Source organism: Bacillus sp. SIMBA_026 (genome assembly GCF_046535335.1).
Classification (GTDB): domain Bacteria; phylum Bacillota; class Bacilli; order Bacillales; family Bacillaceae; genus Bacillus; species Bacillus velezensis.
The window spans coordinates 749780-769300 of sequence record NZ_JAWRWX010000002.1 but is presented as its reverse complement, the minus strand read 5'-3'; the positions used below and the strand labels follow the sequence as shown (position 1 = coordinate 769300).

The 19521-nt window shown below is 45.7% G+C and carries 21 protein-coding genes; 20 read left to right on the top strand and 1 reads right to left on the bottom strand.

The window, feature by feature from the left end; genetic code table 11:
- The first annotated feature begins 36 nt into the window (after positions 1–36).
- Positions 37–408 carry a DUF423 domain-containing protein gene (locus tag SB847_RS14685; RefSeq protein WP_003150969.1) on the top strand — a complete coding sequence of 124 codons (372 nt, stop codon included), beginning with the start codon at positions 37–39 and terminating at the stop codon, positions 406–408.
- 46 nt (positions 409–454) lie between these two features.
- Here the strand turns inward: SB847_RS14685 and gerQ are convergent, their stop codons facing one another.
- Complete coding sequence (gene gerQ, locus SB847_RS14680; protein ID WP_007614539.1) at positions 455–1000, bottom strand: spore coat protein GerQ; 546 nt, start codon at positions 998–1000, stop codon at positions 455–457.
- A gap of 280 nt (positions 1001–1280) precedes the next feature.
- On the opposite strand from gerQ, the gene SB847_RS14675 reads away from it, so the two are divergent.
- From SB847_RS14675 to pruA, 19 genes are all read left to right on the top strand, one after another.
- Positions 1281–2051 carry a glycosyltransferase family 2 protein gene (locus SB847_RS14675; RefSeq protein ID WP_017418665.1) on the top strand — a complete coding sequence of 257 codons (771 nt, stop codon included), beginning with the start codon at positions 1281–1283 and terminating at the stop codon, positions 2049–2051.
- Positions 2052–2055: 4 nt separating this feature from the next.
- The gene (locus tag SB847_RS14670) at positions 2056–3480 is read left to right on the top strand and encodes a capsular polysaccharide export protein, LipB/KpsS family (protein WP_410564092.1); all 1425 of its coding nucleotides are present in this window, start codon (positions 2056–2058) and stop codon (positions 3478–3480) included.
- Positions 3481–3502: 22 nt separating this feature from the next.
- Positions 3503–4672, top strand: a complete 1170-nt coding sequence (locus tag SB847_RS14665; protein ID WP_410564089.1) for a DegT/DnrJ/EryC1/StrS family aminotransferase — start codon at positions 3503–3505, stop codon at positions 4670–4672.
- On the top strand, positions 4673–5536 hold the full coding sequence (locus tag SB847_RS14660; protein WP_406528953.1) for a GNAT family N-acetyltransferase: 864 nt from the start codon (positions 4673–4675) through the stop codon (positions 5534–5536).
- Positions 5536–6657 (top strand): N-acetylneuraminate synthase family protein, encoded by a 1122-nt coding sequence (locus SB847_RS14655; RefSeq protein ID WP_410564086.1) that lies wholly within the window; start codon positions 5536–5538, stop codon positions 6655–6657. The genes SB847_RS14660 and SB847_RS14655 overlap by 1 nt, the downstream gene beginning before the upstream one ends.
- On the top strand, positions 6650–7390 hold the full coding sequence (locus SB847_RS14650; protein ID WP_410564083.1) for a cytidylyltransferase domain-containing protein: 741 nt from the start codon (positions 6650–6652) through the stop codon (positions 7388–7390). The genes SB847_RS14655 and SB847_RS14650 overlap by 8 nt, the downstream gene beginning before the upstream one ends.
- A gap of 1 nt (position 7391) precedes the next feature.
- Positions 7392–8396, top strand: coding sequence for a PseG/SpsG family protein (locus SB847_RS14645; RefSeq protein ID WP_410564080.1), 1005 nt, complete (start codon positions 7392–7394; stop codon positions 8394–8396).
- Positions 8397–8423: 27 nt separating this feature from the next.
- Complete coding sequence (locus SB847_RS14640; RefSeq protein WP_410564077.1) at positions 8424–9161, top strand: sugar phosphate nucleotidyltransferase; 738 nt, start codon at positions 8424–8426, stop codon at positions 9159–9161.
- 2 nt (positions 9162–9163) lie between these two features.
- Positions 9164–10111 carry a dTDP-glucose 4,6-dehydratase gene (gene rfbB, locus SB847_RS14635; RefSeq protein ID WP_007407684.1) on the top strand — a complete coding sequence of 316 codons (948 nt, stop codon included), beginning with the start codon at positions 9164–9166 and terminating at the stop codon, positions 10109–10111.
- 20 nt (positions 10112–10131) lie between these two features.
- The gene (gene rfbD, locus SB847_RS14630) at positions 10132–10980 is read left to right on the top strand and encodes a dTDP-4-dehydrorhamnose reductase (RefSeq protein ID WP_038460264.1); all 849 of its coding nucleotides are present in this window, start codon (positions 10132–10134) and stop codon (positions 10978–10980) included.
- The gene (locus SB847_RS14625) at positions 10977–11432 is read left to right on the top strand and encodes a dTDP-4-dehydrorhamnose 3,5-epimerase family protein (RefSeq protein WP_003150986.1); all 456 of its coding nucleotides are present in this window, start codon (positions 10977–10979) and stop codon (positions 11430–11432) included. Before rfbD ends, SB847_RS14625 begins: the two co-directional genes overlap by 4 nt.
- A gap of 348 nt (positions 11433–11780) precedes the next feature.
- Positions 11781–12707, top strand: coding sequence for an ABC transporter ATP-binding protein (locus tag SB847_RS14620; protein WP_029325741.1), 927 nt, complete (start codon positions 11781–11783; stop codon positions 12705–12707).
- A gap of 64 nt (positions 12708–12771) precedes the next feature.
- On the top strand, positions 12772–13476 hold the full coding sequence (locus tag SB847_RS14615) for an ABC transporter permease (RefSeq protein ID WP_410577960.1): 705 nt from the start codon (positions 12772–12774) through the stop codon (positions 13474–13476).
- A gap of 20 nt (positions 13477–13496) precedes the next feature.
- Positions 13497–13760: a hypothetical protein gene (locus SB847_RS14610; RefSeq protein WP_410577959.1), complete on the top strand. Its 264-nt coding sequence runs from the start codon at positions 13497–13499 to the stop codon at positions 13758–13760.
- Entirely contained in the window at positions 13750–14364 is a 615-nt protein-coding gene (locus SB847_RS14605; protein WP_486304277.1) for a DUF4097 family beta strand repeat-containing protein, read from the top strand. Before SB847_RS14610 ends, SB847_RS14605 begins: the two co-directional genes overlap by 11 nt.
- A 190-nt stretch (positions 14365–14554) precedes the next feature.
- Entirely contained in the window at positions 14555–15253 is a 699-nt protein-coding gene (locus tag SB847_RS14600; RefSeq protein WP_014419158.1) for a response regulator transcription factor, read from the top strand.
- Between the two features lies 1 nt (position 15254).
- Positions 15255–16190: a sensor histidine kinase gene (locus tag SB847_RS14595; protein WP_140957692.1), complete on the top strand. Its 936-nt coding sequence runs from the start codon at positions 15255–15257 to the stop codon at positions 16188–16190.
- Between the two features lie 232 nt (positions 16191–16422).
- On the top strand, positions 16423–17709 hold the full coding sequence (locus tag SB847_RS14590) for a Glu/Leu/Phe/Val family dehydrogenase (RefSeq protein ID WP_044802439.1): 1287 nt from the start codon (positions 16423–16425) through the stop codon (positions 17707–17709).
- Positions 17710–17916: 207 nt separating this feature from the next.
- The gene (gene pruA, locus SB847_RS14585) at positions 17917–19464 is read left to right on the top strand and encodes an L-glutamate gamma-semialdehyde dehydrogenase (protein ID WP_410564060.1); all 1548 of its coding nucleotides are present in this window, start codon (positions 17917–17919) and stop codon (positions 19462–19464) included.
- Positions 19465–19521: the final 57 nt, after the last annotated feature.

Genomic DNA, 19521 nt, shown 5'->3' with positions numbered 1-19521 from the left:
ATTGGAAACTTTAACGAAAAGGCGGGAGAAAAATAGATGAAAGTGTTTATTATTCTTGGTGCGATTAACGCTTTATTGGCCGTGGCGCTGGGCGCTTTCGGCGCGCATGGGCTTGAAGGGAAAATCCCCGATAAATATTTGCAGGTGTGGCACACAGGCGTGCAATATCATATGTATCACGCGCTCGGTCTTCTGGCTGTCGCGTTTTTGGCCGAAAAGCTTTCTGGCGCAGGCAGTGTTTCTGTTGCGGGCTGGCTGATGTTTGCGGGCATCGTTCTGTTTTCAGGAAGCCTGTACGTATTGAGCGTGACGCAGATTTCCATTCTCGGCGCGATTACACCGCTCGGCGGGGTGGCGTTTATCATCTCTTGGATTATGATTATCGTCGCGGCCGTCAAATATTTATAAAGAAAAAAAGCCAATCCTCTGTCAAGTGAGCGATTGGCTTTTTGATTTATCTCGGCGAATAAGAAGACATGGAGTACGGATAAGTATAAGCGATTTCCTCATCAAACGTGATGTAATCAAGGTAAATGGTCAGAAGCAGATAGCGGGTGCCCGTTTTCGGATCGCTGATGATGATATGGTCACGTCCCGCCGCCTGAATCACACCGCGGAAAATCTTTGAATTCCATTCTTTGCTGTTTTCAAATGTCATATAAATCGTCGCCGTTTTGCCCCGGTTCAACCGCAGAATATTTTCAATGTATGACTCTTCAATCGGCAGCATGCCGGGAACGTTTTGTGACGATGATGGACCTGACGGGATTTGAAAGCTGCCGCCGCCCTGCTGCTGCGGCTGGCCGGGGAACCCCCCGCCGAAGCTCTGCTGGCCTTGCTGCATCGGCATTGTCATTTGCTGCTGCATCGGCATCATTTGTGATCCTTGGCCCTGTGGCTGCGGATAAGGGTTAGGCCCGAGCTGCGGCTGGTATCCTTGCATATCCATTCCCATCCCCATCCCTTGCATTTGCTGATATTGATTCTTTTTCGGTTTCATATTGTTCCTCCTTTGATGAAAACCTCTTGATGCTGAAACCTCCTGAAAAGTATCAGACAGCCGACAGAGCGGCTGCTGTTTTTATCTATTCCACCATATGAGCCCAAAGAAAGATTTATGCGGAAAAAGAAAATACGCTCCAATAAGTCCGGACATCAGAGCCGGCTTTTTTTGTGCGCGCAATGCTGACTTTTCACATAATAGTCTGTATTCCTATCGCATCTTCCGCATAAGGAACATATGATAGCGGTAGTTTCAGGTGCGAAAAGGGGGTGACGAGTTGCCTAAAGTGTCAGTGATCATGACGAGCTATAACAAAAGTGACTATGTGGCCCGCTCTATTAAAAGTATTCTGTCTCAGACGTTTACGGACTTTGAGCTGTTCATTATGGATGACAACTCAAATGAAGCGACATTGGTGAAAATACGTCCTTTTCTCACGGATGACCGCGTCCGGTTTTATCAAAGCGATGTATCGGGCGTCAAAGAAAGAACGGAAAAAACACGCTACGCCGCCTTGATTAATCAGGCAATAGAAATGGCGGAGGGCGAGTACGTGACGTATGCGACCGACGACAACACGTATGTGCCGGAACGGCTTGAGAAAATGGTGAAAGAGCTTGATGAAGACCCGGAAAAAGCCGTCGTGTATTCAAGTTCCAAAACCTATCATCTGAATCAGCGGAAAGAGACGGTGAAGGAGACGGCCAGGCCCGCCGAACGGATCGTGTGGAACGCGCCGTGCGCCATTGACCATTGTTCGGTCATGCACCGGTTTTCCGTGCTGGAACAGGTCAAATCGGCATTCGGTTCCTATTGGGATGAAAGCCCCGCGTTTTACCGGATCGGTGACGCCCGTTTCTTCTGGAGAGTGAATCATTTTTATCCGTTTTACCCGATTTCTGAGGAGCTTGATATCAATTATATTACCGATCAATCCATCCATTATCAGCTTTTCGCGGCGGAGAAAAACGAGTTTGTGAACAGTCTTCCGCAGCAGACCACGTGCCGGGAGCTGAGGGAATCATTAAAAAAGCTTGGAAAGGGGTGAGGGCTTGTCGGCATACTTAGCGAATTATTGGGTGCTGTACCGGCAGTATATTGACCTTTTTCAGTCACTTCGCTACAAAGACATCCCGCTCGCATTGATCAGTAATTTTTATCAATATATCAGTCCGGCGCTTCGGGAGAGCATGGAGCAGAACCCAGAGCTTTTCGGTCCGGCGAATCAGCATATTCCTGAAGCCGGTATACAGCCATATTATGATCAAAAAAGGCAAAACATTAAGAAAACAGATGAGAAACCGGTAAACGGAAAAGTCATTCTGCATTTCGATCATCTTCGGTTCACCGAGGGAAACTACCGGCAGTTTGATCCGGCAAAAACAGCGGTACTGGCCAGATGGAGTCTGCCTGACCATTACGGGCTGCCCGTTATCTGCAAATTGGAGCTGACGGGAATGGGGCAAAAAGGGAACCCCGTCCCTTATATTGAAAAAGCCCATTCCATTTTGAAAGAGCTTCACAGCCATCCCGCTTTCGGAAACAGAGAATTTCAGGAACGTTTGTATAAAGACATTCCATTATTTATTGAAGCGATTGATGCCGTTGATATTTTGTTTACGGCCGAGAAGATTTCCGCCGTTGTAGTCGGCACGACAGAGGATATTTACAGCCGTGTGCTGGCGCTGATGTCCGCGAAAAAAAACGCCGTCAGCATCTGTCTCCAGCACGGAGCGCTCATGGGAGATGAAGCGTTTCTGCCCGTATTTACGGACTATCAGGCTGTATTCGGGGCTTATGAAGCGGAGTGGTATAAAGCAAAAGGCTGCAGGGATGAACAAATCATCATCACGGGGCATCCCCGTTTCGACGAGATTTTTTCAAGAGAACCGATAGATCAGGATACGTTTTACCGCAAACTTTCTTTTCTCCCGTCACAGCGGACGGTGCTGATCGCCACGCAGCCGTTTTCTGATGAATTTTATACGGGAGTGCTTGAAGAGCTTGTCGGCCAAAAGAACATGCAGCTCATTATTAAACCGCATCCGTGGGAAATCGGCAAAAACAAGCTGGATGCTTACAATCAGGTGCTGCGGAAATATAAAGCAGGAAAAATCATCAAAAAAGAGATGGAGCTGTATGACATTCTCCCGTATGTTGACGCTGCGGTGACTCAGACATCAACGGTCGGTCTTGAAGCGATGCTGTTTCAAAAGCCCGTGCTGATCGGAAAATCAGCGGGAACCCGCAGATACCCTTATTATCACTCACTTGGAGAATTTGTCTTTGAGGACCCGCAGGCACTCGCTCAGGAATTAATCCGGATATGCGAAAGCCCCGCAGAATATCAAAAAGCGGAACAGGCGCGCCGTGCTTTTGTCGCCGCGAACTACCCGGTTCAGGATTCGCTTGCCGCTTTATGCCAAGTGCTTCAGGAAAAAACCGGAGTCAGCTTCAGACGGGTTGACCCTTCATAAAAAAGATAGGAGCGCAAAGAAAATGGTGCAAAAAAGATCAGCTTTTCTTCCCTATTCATTGCCCATGATCGGGAAGGACGAAATTCAGGAGGTTATTGATACGCTTGAATCGGGCTGGCTTTCAAAGGGACCGAAAGTAGAGGCGTTTGAAAAAGCCTTTGCTGCCTGGACGGGAGCAAAGCACGCGATCGCGCTGAACTCATGTACCGCCGCTTTGTTTTTGGCCCTGAAAGCGAAAGGGATCGGTCCCGGCGACGAGGTCATCACGTCTGCCGTGACGTTCAGTTCAACAGCCAATACAATCGTGCACACAGGCGCCGTTCCGGTGTTTGTTGACATCGATCCGCTTACGCTGAATGCGGACCCTGAAAAAATTGAGGCGGCCGTCACCCCGCGGACAAAGGCGATTGTACCTGTTCATTTCGCCGGCCAGTCGTGTGATATGGATCAGATTCTGGACATTGCCGAAAAGCATCAGTTATTTGTCTTAGAGGATGCCGCACATGCCGTGTATACCACTTATAAACAGAAAATGATCGGATCAATCGGTGATGCGACGGCATTCAGCTTCTACGCGACAAAAAACTTGGCAACCGGTGAAGGCGGCATGCTGACGACGAACGATGACGGGCTTGCCGATCAGATCAGGGTGCTCAGCCTTCACGGCATGAGCAAAGGCGCGTGGAACCGCTATTCTTCAAACGGAAGCTGGTACTACGAGGTCGAAACGCCCGGCTATAAAATGAATATGTTTGATCTTCAGGCAGCGCTTGGGCTTCATCAGCTGAAACGGATTGACAGCATGCAGCAAAGAAGAGCCGACATTGCCAGCCGCTACCAGGACGCCTTCAAGCACATGAAAGGGCTGACCATCCCGCATGTCAGTGATGACGGGCGGCATGCATGGCATCTGTATGTTCTTCAAATAGAGGAGCAGGAGGCCGGGGTCAGCCGAAACGATCTGATTTCCGCTTTAAAAGACCAATATAATATCGGCACAAGTGTTCATTTTATTCCGGTTCCGTTCCATCCGTATTATCAAAAAACGTACGGGTATAAGGAAACTGACTTTCCGGCCGCGGCCGCGTATTATCACCGCACCGTGTCACTCCCTCTTTATCCGTCAATGACAGATGCCGACGTTGAATACGTCATTGCAGCCGTTACGGATATCGTCAAAGGGGCTGATTAGGTGTACAGACTGAGGGAAAATCTTGCGCAGGACATGATTCATGCCTTCCTGCATCAGAAGGGCATCCAGCCGGAAGCCTATGAATCGTCGCTCTGTTTATTGGAAGAAAACAGCCTTCAAGGCGTGATTTTATATGAAAACTCTTCGTGGGAAAGTCAATTGTTCCGAAAAAATATCATCAATGTGAAACTTGCAGCCGCAAACAGCACCGGACAGCTCAAAAGGCTGTTTCAGGCATTTTACGCGGCAAGGCGGGCGGCAGGCACTGATTTTATATTTATTAAAATACCGGCTGAAGATATCGGGGCGATGCAGGTCGTTCAGCAGCTTCCGAACGCTTATTTTGTAGGGAGTCTGCTCAAGCTCGTCAGCCCGGTGCGTGTATATAACAGCACGCCGCCGTTTGAGATTACAGAAGCCGGACCCGGCGACACGGAAGCGATCAGCCGGCTGGCCCGCGACGCCTTTACAAAAAGCCGGTATTACCAAGACCCCCATCTCAGCTATGAAAGTGCAAACCGCCTGTTTGAAGAGTGGGCGCGGAATAACGCGGAAGGCAGAGCTTCGTTACAATTCGCCGCCACATATAAGGGAGAGACCGTGGGCTTTGTTCAGGGGCTGTCTAAAGGCGATGAATTCGTCCTTGATCTGATGGCGGTAAAACCGGGATTTGAAGGGAAAGGAGCGGGATTCCATTTAGCGGCGCACGTGATTGAACAATCATTGCGCTTTCAGCATAAGACTGTATCAGCGGGAACGCAGCTCCACAATGTAAGAGCCATCCGCCTGTATGAAAGAATGGGATTTAAAGCGGATGCGTCCTATTACTACTATCATGTGTGGCCCGGGAAGGAGGCGGACTGATGGCATCATGCAAAATCGGAACGAAGTCAATCGGCGAAGGTTCGCCCGTATTCATCATCGCCGAAGCCGGAATTAATCATGACGGAAAACTGAGCCAGGCGTTTGAATTGATAGATGCGGCCAGTGAGGCCGGCGCGGACGCGGTCAAGTTCCAAATGTTTCAGGCTGACAAAATGTATCAGAAAGACCCCGGCTTGTACAAAACCGCTGCGGGAAAAGATGTCTCGATATTTTCTTTGGTGCAATCAATGGAAATGCCCGCCGAATGGATCGAACCGCTGCTTGAATATTGTAAGAAAAAAGGCGTGCTGTTTTTAAGCACGGTCTGTGACGAAGGCTCTGCCGACTTACTGTATGCGACTTCGCCTTCAGCCTTTAAAATCGCCTCCTACGAGCTGAATCATCTGCCGTTATTGAAATATGTCGCAGGACTGAAGACACCGATTATCTTTTCCACCGCGGGCGCTGATATTTCAGATATTCAGGAGGCTTATCAAACCATTACCGGCGAGGGAAACACAGAAATTGCGATCATGCATTGTGTGGCGAAATATCCCGCGCCGCCTGAATACAGCAATCTGAGCGTCATTCCCATGCTTGCCGCCGCATTCCCGGATGCAGTGATCGGTTTCTCCGATCACAGCGCCCATCCGTATGATGTGCCGTGCGCGGCGGTCAGGCTCGGAGCGAAACTGATTGAAAAGCATTTTACGATCGATAAAAACCTGCCCGGTGCTGATCACTCCTTCGCCCTCAATCCGGATGAATTAAAAGAAATGGTTGCGGCGATCCGCTCGGTTGAAGCGGAGCTGCGGCAGGGGCATCACGCTCCGGTGCCGGAAGTGCTGTCGGGAAGCTCCCATAAAACCACGACACCGATTGAAGGAGATATCAGAAGGTTCGCTTACAGAGGCATTTTTTCAACAGCGCCGATTCAAAAAGGCGAATGTTTTACGGCTGAAAACCTTGCCGTCCTTCGTCCCGGCCAAAAACCGCAGGGGCTTCACCCGAGATATTTTGAGCTTTTAACTGACGGCGCGCGTGCGGTCAGGGATATCCCCTCCGACACGGGCATCACTTGGGATGACCTTTTGACGAAAGGCAGCCCATATGATGACTGACATTTTGTTTATCATTCAGGCGCGGATGGGAAGCGGGCGTCTTCCCGGCAAAGTGCTGAAACCGATCGGCGGGTATACGATCCTCGATATGATTGTCAAAAGGGTTCGGCAAAGCGCGTATTATGATCAATCACGGGATAATCTGATCGTCGCCTCGTCTGACAGCAAGACCGACGACATTCTGTCAGCGCACTGCATCAGCAAGAACTACCGTGTGCACCGCGGCAGCGAACAGTGTGTGCTTGACCGGTTTGCACAAGTCATCGAACAAGTAAAACCGGACATCGCAGTCAGACTGACGGGGGATAACCCGTTTGTCGACCCTTCGCTGCTTGATTTTCTCATTCAATCGCATTTAGATCAGCACGCAGACTACACGTATATCTGCGGTACACCGCTCGGCATCGGCGGCGAGGCGGTAAATGCGCGTCTTTTAAAAGAGATCAATGCCGACAAAACGCTGGCGGACAAATATCAGGAGCATGTCACGCTTTTAATAAGAGAATCTCCTGAGAAGTACCGGCTCCTCTTTCCTGAGCCCCCGCAGGAACTCCGGGCCCCCCACTTGCGGCTGACCGTCGATACCGAAGAGGACTACAGGCTGGCCCGCGAGCTGTACGTAAAAGCGGGCTCGCGTCCTGATATTCCGGCAAAAGAATTGATCCATCTGCTGAATCGTGATCCGGAGCTCAGGGCCATTAATCAAATGATCCGGCAAAAAGAGGCTGATTAGCATGCGGGTTTTGATTTTCGCGGACGGGGGCCGTGACATCGGCATGGGGCATGCGGTGCGGATGAAGCTGCTTGCCGGTGCCATTAAGAACAATTGCTCAATAACGTTCTACACAAATAAAGAGGCTTCTTCTTATCTGTCTTCTGATCAATGGGAAGTGAACATCAAGCCTGACAAGGGACAGAAGGAATTTATTGTCCGGGAAATAAACAGGCAGGCTCCTGACCTTCTCATATTCGATCTGCTCGATATGCCGTGTGACTGGTTAGAGGAAATCAAAAAGCATTCATCGGCACGCATCGTCTTATTTGAAGAAAAACGGGAACATGTCATTCATTTATGCGATGCCGTTATAAACGGCATTTACGGAGGGCTGAAAAGCCGGACGGTTCAAATGGGCAGCGCCGCGGTATATGAAGGCCCGGAATATATCATTCTTCATCCGGGTTTTGAAAAAGCAAAGCAGCTTTATCAGCTGAGAAAAGAATGCCGGACCATATTGGTTTCATTAGGAGGAAGCGACCCGAAGAAGCTTGTCTTTAAAGTGATGGAAGCATGCCGCCGTATCCCCGGCATTCAGCGAAAACGAGTGATCATCGTCATGGGCGGCGCCGCGCCTCATGCTGATGACGTGCGCGCGCATCTTACACAAATGCCTTATGCCGAGATGGTAAGGCAGACAAATGACATGGCCGCGCTTCTCAGGAGGGCTGATATGGCCGTCGTGTCCGGCGGGATCACTTTATATGAAACCATTTGTACAGGTGTGCCCTGCATCGTACTTTCTCAAGTGGAGCATCAAACTGAGACGGCGGGAAAATTCGCCGCACGGGGGGCCGCCGTTCACCTCGGCCTTGGTGAAGGCATATCAGCGGACGTTCTCGCACGGCATATGTCTGACATGGCCGCTGATTATCCTCTGCGGACCGGACTTCATCAAAACGGAAAGCCGCTGGTTGACGGCAGGGGCATCAAACGGGCGGCGGCGATTCTTTATGATTTGTGATAAAACCACACGTAAGGAAGTGTTCATGTGAAAGGTGTTATCTTAGCCGGAGGCACCGGCTCACGCCTTATGCCGCTGACAAAAGCGGTCAATAAGCATTTACTCCCTGTCGGTCCATATCCGATGATTTACTGGTCGATCATGAAGCTGGAAGAAGCGGGGATTACAGATATCTTGCTGATTACGCAAAAAGAATATATTCCGCAATTTCATAAACTTCTCGAAACCGGAGAAGAGCTCGGCGTCTCAATCACATATCAGGTTCAGCCAGCCGCATCCGGCATTTCCGACGGTTTATCATACGCAAAGCGGTTTACCGGGCGCGATCCGTTCGTTCTGCTTTTGGGAGATAATATTTTTGAAGATTCATTAAAACCTTATACGGAGCGTTTCGCAAAGCAGGGAAAAGGAGCAAAAGTGCTGCTGAAAGAAGTAGACGATCCGGAGCGCTTCGGCATCGCCGAGATTGATGAGGAAAACAAACGGATCAAGTCGATCATTGAAAAGCCGGAGCAGCCGCCGACAAGACTATGCGTCACAGGGATCTACATGTACGACGCAGAAGTGTTTTCTTATATTGAACAAATTTCCCCTTCAAAACGCGGCGAACTGGAAATTACGGATGTCAATAATTTATACATTGAACACAGTAAGCTGACGTATGATGTGTTAACGGGCTGGTGGGTGGATGCGGGCACGCATGAATCGCTCTACCTCGCCGGAAGTCTGGCGCATCAGGCATTACAGAAAGGACAGGAGCATTAATCATGCCAAAATCATATTTAATTACAGGGGGCGCCGGATTTATCGGCCTTACCTTTACAAAGATGATGCTGAAAGAAACAGATGCGCAGATTACCGTCCTGGATAATCTCACGTATGCAAGCAGGCCGCTTGAAATAGAAGCCTTAAAAAAGAACGGCCGTTTTCGTTTTATCAAAGGTGACATTTCGGAAAAAGAGGACATTGACAAAGTCTTTTCCCAAATGTATGACGCTGTCATTCATTTTGCGGCTGAATCCCATGTGGACAGAAGCATAAATCAGGCAGAGCCGTTCATCACAACAAATGTAATGGGCACATACCGACTGGCGGACGCAGTGTTACAGGGAAAAGCCGGCAGGCTGATTCACATTTCCACAGATGAGGTGTACGGAGATTTGGCGCCGGATGATCCCGCTTTTACAGAGACGACGCCGCTTTCTCCGAACAATCCGTATTCGGCCAGCAAGGCAAGCTCAGACCTGCTCGTCATGTCTTATGTGAGAACCCATAAGCTTCCTGCCATTATTACAAGATGCAGCAACAATTACGGGCCGTACCAGCATCACGAGAAAATGATTCCGACCATTATCAGGCATGCCGTAAACGGCACGCCGGTTCCGCTGTACGGCGACGGGATGCAGATCAGAGACTGGCTGTTTGCCGAAGATCATTGCCGCGCCATTAAGCTCGTACTGGAAAAAGGAACACTCGGTGACATTTACAATATCGGCGGAGGAAATGAACGGACGAATAAAGAGCTTGCGTCATTTATCATGAAGGAGCTTGGTGTCGAGGAACGGTTTGCTCATGTCGAAGACAGAAAAGGGCATGACCGCCGTTACGCCATCAATGCTTCAAAGCTGAAAAATGAGCTGGGATGGCGGCAGGACGTCACATTTGAAGAAGGAATGAGAAGAACCATTCGCTGGTATACAGACAGCCAAGACTAATCGGAAAGAAGGGGATCCGATTGACGAAGGTATTAGTAACCGGAGCGGCCGGCCAGCTGGGGCGGGAGTTATGCCGCCAGCTGAAGCGGGAAGGATATGAAGTGATCGCCTTGACAAAAGCGATGATGAACATATCCGACCAGCGTTCGGTGCGGCACTCGTTCAGCCATTACAAGCCGGATATCGTCGTCAATACGGCGGCATACACCTCCGTTGACAAATGTGAAACGGAGCTCGACAAAGCGTATTTAATAAACGGAATCGGCGCTTATTATGCCGCGCTTGAGGCTGAAAACACCGGCGCGAAATTCATTCACATCAGCACCGATTACGTCTTCAGCGGCAAAGGAACACGGCCATACCAGACCGATGATCCCGCAGATCCGGGCACGATTTACGGAAAAAGCAAAAAACTCGGCGAAGAACTGATCCGGTTAACGGGAAAAAACCACACCATTATCAGAACATCGTGGGTGTACGGCAGCGGCGGGCACAACTTTGTCAATACGATGCTGAAACTTGCGGATACACATGATCAGGTGCGTGTCGTTAACGATCAAGTCGGAGCGCCGACGTACACAAAGGATTTAGCCGAAACGGTGATCGGTCTGTTTGACAGGCCGCCGGGCTTATACCACGCCGCAAACAGCGGAGTGTGCAGCTGGTATGAATTCGCCAAGGCCATCTTTGAAGAAAGCGGCAGAACCGCCTCCGTGCTGCCCGTCACGACGGAGGAATACGGAAACGAGACGCCGCGCCCCGCTTACTCGGTGTTGAGTCTTGAGTCGATTGAACGGCAGGGGCTCGGCATGAGGCATTGGCGGGAAGCGCTGCAGGATTATTTACAAGGGGAGGGACAGTGCAAGTGATCGAAGGCGTAAAAATCAAAAAGCTGATCAAACACAGCGATGACCGGGGTTTTTTCTCAGAACTCGTCCGTGACGATGAACATCTCTTAGAGCGTTTCGGGCAGGCTTCCTGGTCCAAAAGCTATCCCGGCGTCATTAAAGCGTTTCACTATCATGAGAAACAGGATGACCTGTGGTTTTTCCCGACGGGCCACGCCCAGGTCGTGCTCCATGACCTTCGCGAAGAGTCGGCAACCAAGGGAGAAACGGATGTCTACTACATGGGAGAAGACAATCCGATGCTCCTTCTCATTCCCAAAGGCGTCGCACACGGGTACAGAGTGTTGGGCGAAACCCCGCTGACCATTATTTATTTCACGACGATGTCCTACAATCCGGATCAGCCTGACGAAAAAAGAATCCCGTGGAATGATGACACCATCGGATTTGACTGGCAGACGGCTCACCGATAGCGCACAAGACGAAGACAGCGGATGTCTTCGTTTTTTGTGCTGATGTTAGCATTTGCTGTGAATGGAGCCAGTGAATAAGATACGACCGTCGACGATCATGATTGCTGGCCTGAAGGACAATTTCATCAAAAATGTCTTGGAAGATGGCGGTCAGTTAGGGACCTGAAATTTAAGAGATCCTCCCTTTCTTCTCCTATGGACATCATGCATCCTAAAAAAACAAAAAATGATTTATAGAATGGGAATAGGATTTAATTAGAAAAATCTTAAGAAAAAAGTAATATTTGCTTAAGAGAAAAGAGAACTTTCCTTTATATAGTAGGAGTATATATGGAAAGGGGAAAGCGAATGACATACATCTTAAAAACGAGTCAGCTTACAAAAACATTTAAAGGAAAAGAAGTTGTTTCCGGGGTTAATATGCACGTGAAAAAAGGGGAGATTTATGGATTCTTGGGTCCCAATGGTGCAGGTAAAACAACCATTATGAAAATGATTACAAATTTAATCAAGCCTACAAGTGGTGAAATAGAAATTTTCGGTGAGAAATTAACAGATACGTCATTTGAAGTTTTAAAAAGAATGGGCACCATTATTGAATATCCCATTTTCTATGACAACCTCACTGCTAAAGAAAATTTAGATTTCCATTGTGAATATATGGGCTATTACGATAAAAAATCCATTGACCACGCTATCGAGCTTGTAAAGTTACATAATATTGATAATAAAAAAGTGAAAGAGTTTTCTTTAGGAATGAAACAAAGGTTAGGAATAGCCAGAGCTATTTCTACAAGACCAGAACTTCTCATTTTAGACGAGCCGATTAATGGCCTGGATCCAATAGGTATAAAAGAGTTGAGGGATCTCTTTAAGTTACTTTGCAGAGAATATGGAATTACATTATTAGTCTCCAGTCACATTTTAGCCGAAATGGAACAAATGTCAGATACTGTTGGTATCATACAGAATGGCAAGTTAATAAAAGAAGTTTCTATGAAGAGTATAAACGGAAAACAAACAGAGTATATAGAGGTAAAAGTCCAAAATATAAAAAAAGCGTTATATATTTTAGAACAAGATCTGGGGATAAGAAATTTTAAAATGATTGATCAACAATTAATTCGTATCTATGAAACAGCAGTTACACAACAAGAAATCTCTAAAGCACTTATTCTGAATGACATTGGTATAGAAAGTATAAATAAAAAACACAGTTCTTTAGAAGAATACTTCTTAAATTCTATGAATGGGGAGGGAATACACACTAGATAGATTGCCCGTCTGTGTTATGCACCTATTTGCATTGTCTTAAATTCTTCTGCTGGAGGCTATTAGCATGTTAAAACTTATGAAATTAGAGTACAAAAAACATCACTTATCACAGTATTTTAAATGGGTGGCACTTTGGATATTCATCATCTTTGCCTTAGCGGCTTTTATGGGATGGGAATCTAAAAATGAAAATGAACTTATGTTTCGTGATTATGCAGATTTTATATCTCTAACTAATATTTTAATTAGAATTGTGTTTATTAGTTTTTCTGCTGTGATTTTATCCCGTTTAGTTATTGATGAATATAAAAATAAAACAATACAATTGCTGTTTACTTATCCTTTACAAAGAAAAAAATTAATGCAAGCTAAACTATCTATTGTCTTCCTATTCTGCTTTGTAAGTATTGTTATTGCTACGTTTGTTATTAACTTGTTAATTCTCTTCGTGAGTCCGCACTTATATTTATTCGAGAAGCCTGTTGAAATGAGTGAAGTTATTTCCGCTATGCCATCGACTCTTCTCACCGCTTTTATGATGGGAGGAGTGAGTCTGATTCCTTTATTTTTCGGCATGAGAAAAAAATCAACTTCTGCTACAATCACTTGGGCTGTCATAATCGGGGTCTTTATCAATGCAACAGTTTCCGACGAAGGAGAAACAGTCAGTTTAAGTCAATTTATTATCATTCCAATTATACTTTGTTTATTTGGTTTTTTAGTGGGTTATCTTTCTTACCGTAAGGTGGATCAGAAAGATTTATTGTAGATAAAAGGAGAAATTATACAATGAAGAAGATTATAGCATCATGTGCAGTGTTAATCGTAATCGGCGGAATTGTTTTAAGCCTTTATAAGACAGATACTAAAAACTTTAAAAAGAACGTGTCCTGCAATGTTGAAAAAATTGATACTTTAAAAGTATATACTGACTCATGGGATGTGAAGTTTAAAAAGAGTAATTCAAATAAGGCAACAATATCTGCTGAGGGGAAGCAGAAAGATAAGGCTCCAGTTACATTTCAAGGAGATGGGGGGGGGTTTGGTCGTTAGTCAAAAAGAACAAAAGAATGGCGGCTTTTTGGATGGATTTACTTTTGGGAAGCAGGGCGGCACAATCTATATTAATGTTCCCGATTCAGGTATGAACAATATTGAAATAACCAATAAAGATGGGAATATACAATTAAGTGAAATTTCAGCTGAAAATATTGTCGTTGATAATCATTCCGGTGATGAAAAAATCAATAATGTTTCGGCTCATACTGGAAAGTTTTCATCCAAGGATGGGGCGTTAAGCGTTGAAAATAGTTCTTTTGAGAAATTAAATATAACATCTGCAAGCGGCGATAATGAGATGAAGGAAATACATAGTTCCAATGTAAAGGTTACTTCTAAAGATGGAGCGGTTTCAATCAAGGACATAACAGAAGGAAAATCTTTATCAGTAAATACGAAATCAGGAGATATAGGTGTATCTTATAAAAAAGCGCCAACTTCACTTGCTGTTTTTGCTCAGAGTAATTCTGATGTAACGTTTGATCTAGATGGGCTTAATAAGAGCCATGATGGCGTAAAACTGAAAAAAGGTGAAATTGGCGCGGGAAGTAATAAAATAAGTCTATCCAGTGAAGATGGTTCGATAAAGGTGAGATAAAAAGAGAAAAACACAAGACAACAATTCCCGTATTGAAGAATGGTTGTCTTATTTGTTTGTATTTAAAATGTTTTGGAATATTTATCTCCTTTTGTATAAAAAATAATTATAATGAGATTAATTATCTGTATAATGATTGAAATAAACAGTGAATTAAGAATATCAGTTTTATATTTAAGGAGCGGAAAGCTTGGGTTACAAAATATTAATTGTAGAAGACGACCAATTCATAAGCGATATGGTAAGCGAAAGCTTAACGAAAGAAGGGTTTGAAGTAACAGCAGCTTTTGATGGTGAAGAAGCTTTAGACATATTGAACACCCAAAAGTTTGAGGTTATATTGTTGGATTTAATGCTTCCGAAGATAGATGGTATGGAATGTTTAAGAATGATTCGTTCCAAAAGTATGGTTCCCGTTCTTATCATGTCTGCAAAAGATGAAGATGTAGATAAGGCACTTGGTCTCGGCCTCGGGGCTGATGATTATATTTCTAAACCTTTTTCTATGCTGGAGGTAATAGCCAGAATTAAAGCAACCATTAGAAGAGAAAGACACTATAAGAGCTCCCTGTCTTCAAAGGAAGAAAAAATCATTAAAATAGGTGATTTAAGTGTTGACCTGCATGGCTTTTCCGTTAAAAAATTCAATGAAAAGATTAATCTCACGGCAAAAGAATTTAATATTTTAAAACTCTTTATTTCTAATCCTTCACAAGTATATACTAAGTCTCAACTTTATAAATCCGTATGGGAAGATGAGTATCATGGAGATGAGAATGTAATTAATGTTCATATTAGACGGCTTAGAGAGAAAATTGAGGACGATCCATCTCATCCAATGTACATAAAAACGTTGTGGGGAATCGGTTATAAGTTGGGAGATTTTTAAATTGTTTTATATGTTGGTTATTTTATTCATATGCTCTGCGGCAGTAAATATATTTCTTTTCCGAAGCCGATTAAATCTAAGGACTGAGATTAAATATATAAGAAATAAACTTCGAAAAGTTGTTAATGAAGAGACAGGCGAAAGATTATTGCTTAACACGGAAGATAAATATATAAAATCCTTGTTAATTCAAATAAACCGTCTTTTAGACCATAATCAAAAGATCAAAGGGAACTGCAATAGTATTGAACTGTCCATGCGAAAAATGTTATCAAATATTTCACACGATCTAAAGACGCCTTTAACAGTTATACTAGGTTATATTGAAATTATAAATAACGATAAAAGTCTGACTTCGGAAAAGGTTATGAGTTTACTAAAAACAGTTAATTTAAAAACGGTCGAGGTATTAGCGTTAATAAACCGTTTTTTTGAACTTGTAAAATTAGAGTCAGGAGATAAAAAATTAAATTCTTCACGAATTGACATATGTGAAGTCAGCCGAAAAATAATTTTGGATTACTACGAAATTTTAATCAGCAAAGAATTTGAAGTAGTGATTGATATACCCGATGATTCTGTCTTTGTTAGCGGAGATGAAGATGCAATTGAGAGGGTTCTGAATAATTTAATTACGAATGCAATTCAATATGGTTCCGATGGTAAGATGGTGGGTTTAAAGATCAGAATAACTGATAATGATGTTTTTGTAGAAATATCAGATAAAGGAAAAGGAATAAATGAAATGCATAAAGACCGTGTCTTTGAACGAATGTACACATTGGAGGACTCGAGAAATACCAATTATCAGGGAAGCGGATTGGGGCTGACGATTACTAAGAGATTAGTAGAGCAAATGGAAGGAAGTATATCTCTAAATAGTGTCCCCTTCAAAGAAACAACGTTTTCTGTACGTTTAAGACGTATTAAATTTTAATAAAAGCAGTAAGGTTTCTTCTGTATACGGCTTCAAATCCCCTTTCTCTTTAATCTGAGAGGCTGACAACAGTCTCTTTTTTTTATACGCAAAAGGCTGGCATGAATCTTGCATATAAAAAGGGGCGTAACGACAATGTGAAAGGGATTGATGGGTTTTGGTGTAAAAGCGCTTACATTTTGTTCTGCCGGTAATTGAAGCTTACACGTAAAATACGATGAGGTGATAAAACATGTCAGCCAACCCGCTTTCTAAAAGCAATCAGAAAGATGAAGAAAAAGAAGTTCTTAATTTGTTCTTGTCAACACAATCGATCATAAAAGAAGCCCTGCGCAAACTGGGCTATCCTGACAATATGTATGAACTGATGAAAGAGCCGATGCGGCTTTTAACCGTCCGCATCCCTGTCAAAATGGACAATGGCTCAGTACAGGTTTTCACGGGTTACCGCTCACAGCATAATGACGCAGTCGGCCCGACAAAAGGGGGCGTGCGGTTTCATCCGGAAGTCAGTGAAGAAGAGGTCAAGGCGCTTTCCATCTGGATGACTTTAAAATGCGGCATCACAAATCTTCCTTACGGGGGCGGAAAAGGCGGCATCATCTGTGATCCGCGGACGATGTCATTCGGAGAGCTGGAACGGCTGAGCCGCGGATATGTGCGTGCGATCAGCCAGATCGTCGGTCCGACAAAGGATATTCCGGCTCCCGACGTATATACCAACTCACAGATTATGGCATGGATGATGGACGAATACAGCCGCCTGAGAGAATTTGATTCACCGGGATTCATTACGGGCAAACCGATCGTTCTCGGCGGTTCACAGGGGCGGGAGACAGCGACCGCGCAAGGTGTCACGATTTGTATTGAGGAAGCCGTTAAGAAAAAAGGGATTCCATTGGAAAATGCACGGATCATCATTCAGGGGTTCGGAAATGCGGGGAGCTTTCTCGCTAAATTTATGCATGACGCCGGCGCCAAGGTGATCGGCATCTCAGACGCCCACGGCGCTTTGTATGACCCTGACGGCCTTGACATTGATTACCTGTTGGATAAGCGGGACAGCTTCGGCACGGTGACGAATCTCTTCACGGATGTCATAACGAACCGGGAGCTGCTGGAAAAGGACTGTGATATTCTCGTGCCTGCCGCAATCTCCAATCAGATTACGGCTGAAAACGCCCATCACATTAAAGCCTCAATCATTGTGGAGGCGGCAAACGGCCCGACAACGATAGATGCCACGAAAATTCTGAATGAAAGAGGCGTGCTTCTCGTGCCGGATATTTTGGCAAGCGCCGGCGGCGTGACGGTGTCTTATTTTGAATGGGTGCAAAATAATCAAGGCTTTTACTGGTCTGAGGAGGAAGTCGCCGGAAAACTGCGCAGCGTCATGGTGAATTCGTTTGAATCCATTTATCAGACAGCGCATACCCACAAAGTCGATATGCGTTTGGCCGCCTATATGACGGGCATCAGAAAGTCGGCTGAAGCGGCCCGGTTCCGCGGCTGGGTATAAGTGTTATCCGCAAAGAGATTTTGCATCAGTTATATAGCGGATCGCAAAATTTCTTTGCGTTTTCAGATTGCAGCTGACAGATTCGGACAAGCTTCGTCCGCTTTCGGCAAAGATTATCTTTTTTTTATCACAAATTGCTATGCTGGTATGCTTCTTGCATCTTCATAAAGCGTGAGCACACATTACAAAATACGGGGAGGAATTCTAATGCCAGTTTCATACGCACACGAACCATTTACAAATTTTCAGGAAGAGACAAATAAACAATCGTTTCAGGAAGCGCTGGCTTATGTGAATTCACAGCTCGGCAAGCATTATCCGCTTATCATCAACGGTGAAGCGATTGAAACGGATAAAAAGATCATTTCCGTCAATCCGGCAGATAAAAAAGAAGTGATCGGTTCTGTATCGGCCGCCGGAAAAGAACTTGCGGAAAAGGCCATGCAGGCTGCGCTGCAGGCATTTCAGACATGGAAAAAAGTACGGCCGGAACACCGCGCGAATGTGCTGTTTAAAGCGGCGGCGATCATCCGCAGAAGAAAGCACGAATTCTCCGCTTATCTAGTGAAAGAAGCGGGAAAACCGTGGAAGGAAGCGGATGCTGATACGGCGGAAGCGATCGATTTTTTAGAGTATTATGCCCGTCAGATGCTGAAACTGAAAGACGGTTCCCCTGTAAAGAGCCGTGACGGAGAATATAATCAGTATCACTATGAGCCGCTTGGGGTGGGAATCGTCATTTCTCCATTCAACTTCCCGCTTGCGATCATGGCGGGAACGGCGGCGGCAGCCATCGTAACAGGCAACACGATACTGCTGAAACCGGCGGATGCGGCGCCTGTCGTGGCGGCGAAATTTGTTGAAGTGATGAAAGAAGCGGGCCTGCCGGACGGCGTGCTCCAATTCATACCGGGCGACGGAGGAGAAATCGGCGACTATCTGGTTGAGCATCCGAAGACGAGATTTGTGTCGTTTACAGGCTCCCGCGCGGTCGGATGCCGCATCTATGAACGCGCCGCAAAAGTACAGCCGGGACAAAAGTGGCTGAAACGGGTCATTGCCGAAATGGGAGGGAAAGATACGGTGCTTGTAGACAGAGATGCTGATCTTGATCTTGCCGCTTCCTCAATCGTGTATTCCGCCTTCGGATTCTCAGGCCAAAAATGTTCAGCCGGTTCCCGTGCGGTCATTCATCAGGACGTCTATGATGAAGTTGTTGAAAAAGCCGTCGCTTTAACAAAATCACTCACCGTCGGAAGTCCGGAAGATTTTGATACATACATGGGGCCAGTCATCCACGAAGCATCTTATAATAAAGTCATGAGTTATATCGAAATCGGCAAAACAGAAGGAAAACTCCTGACGGGAGGCGAAGGTGATGATTCAAAAGGATACTTTATTCAGCCGACCATTTTTGCGGATGTTGATGAAAACGCCCGCCTGATGCAGGAGGAAATTTTCGGGCCGGTCGTCGCAATCTCAAAAGCCCGTGATTTCGACCATATGCTTGAGATTGCCAATAATACCGATTACGGACTGACGGGCGCTCTGTTATCGAAAACCCGCGCGCACATTGAACGCGCCCGCGAAGATTTTCACGTCGGGAATCTATACTTCAACCGCGGATGTACGGGAGCGATTGTCGGATACCAGCCGTTCGGCGGTTTCAATATGTCAGGAACCGATTCAAAAGCCGGAGGACCTGACTATCTGATTCTTCATATGCAGGCAAAAACAACGTCTGAAGCCTATTAATCTTTCGGAAATAGCGCGATGAAAAAGAGAGTCGCGCTATTTTCTCTATATGAGGGT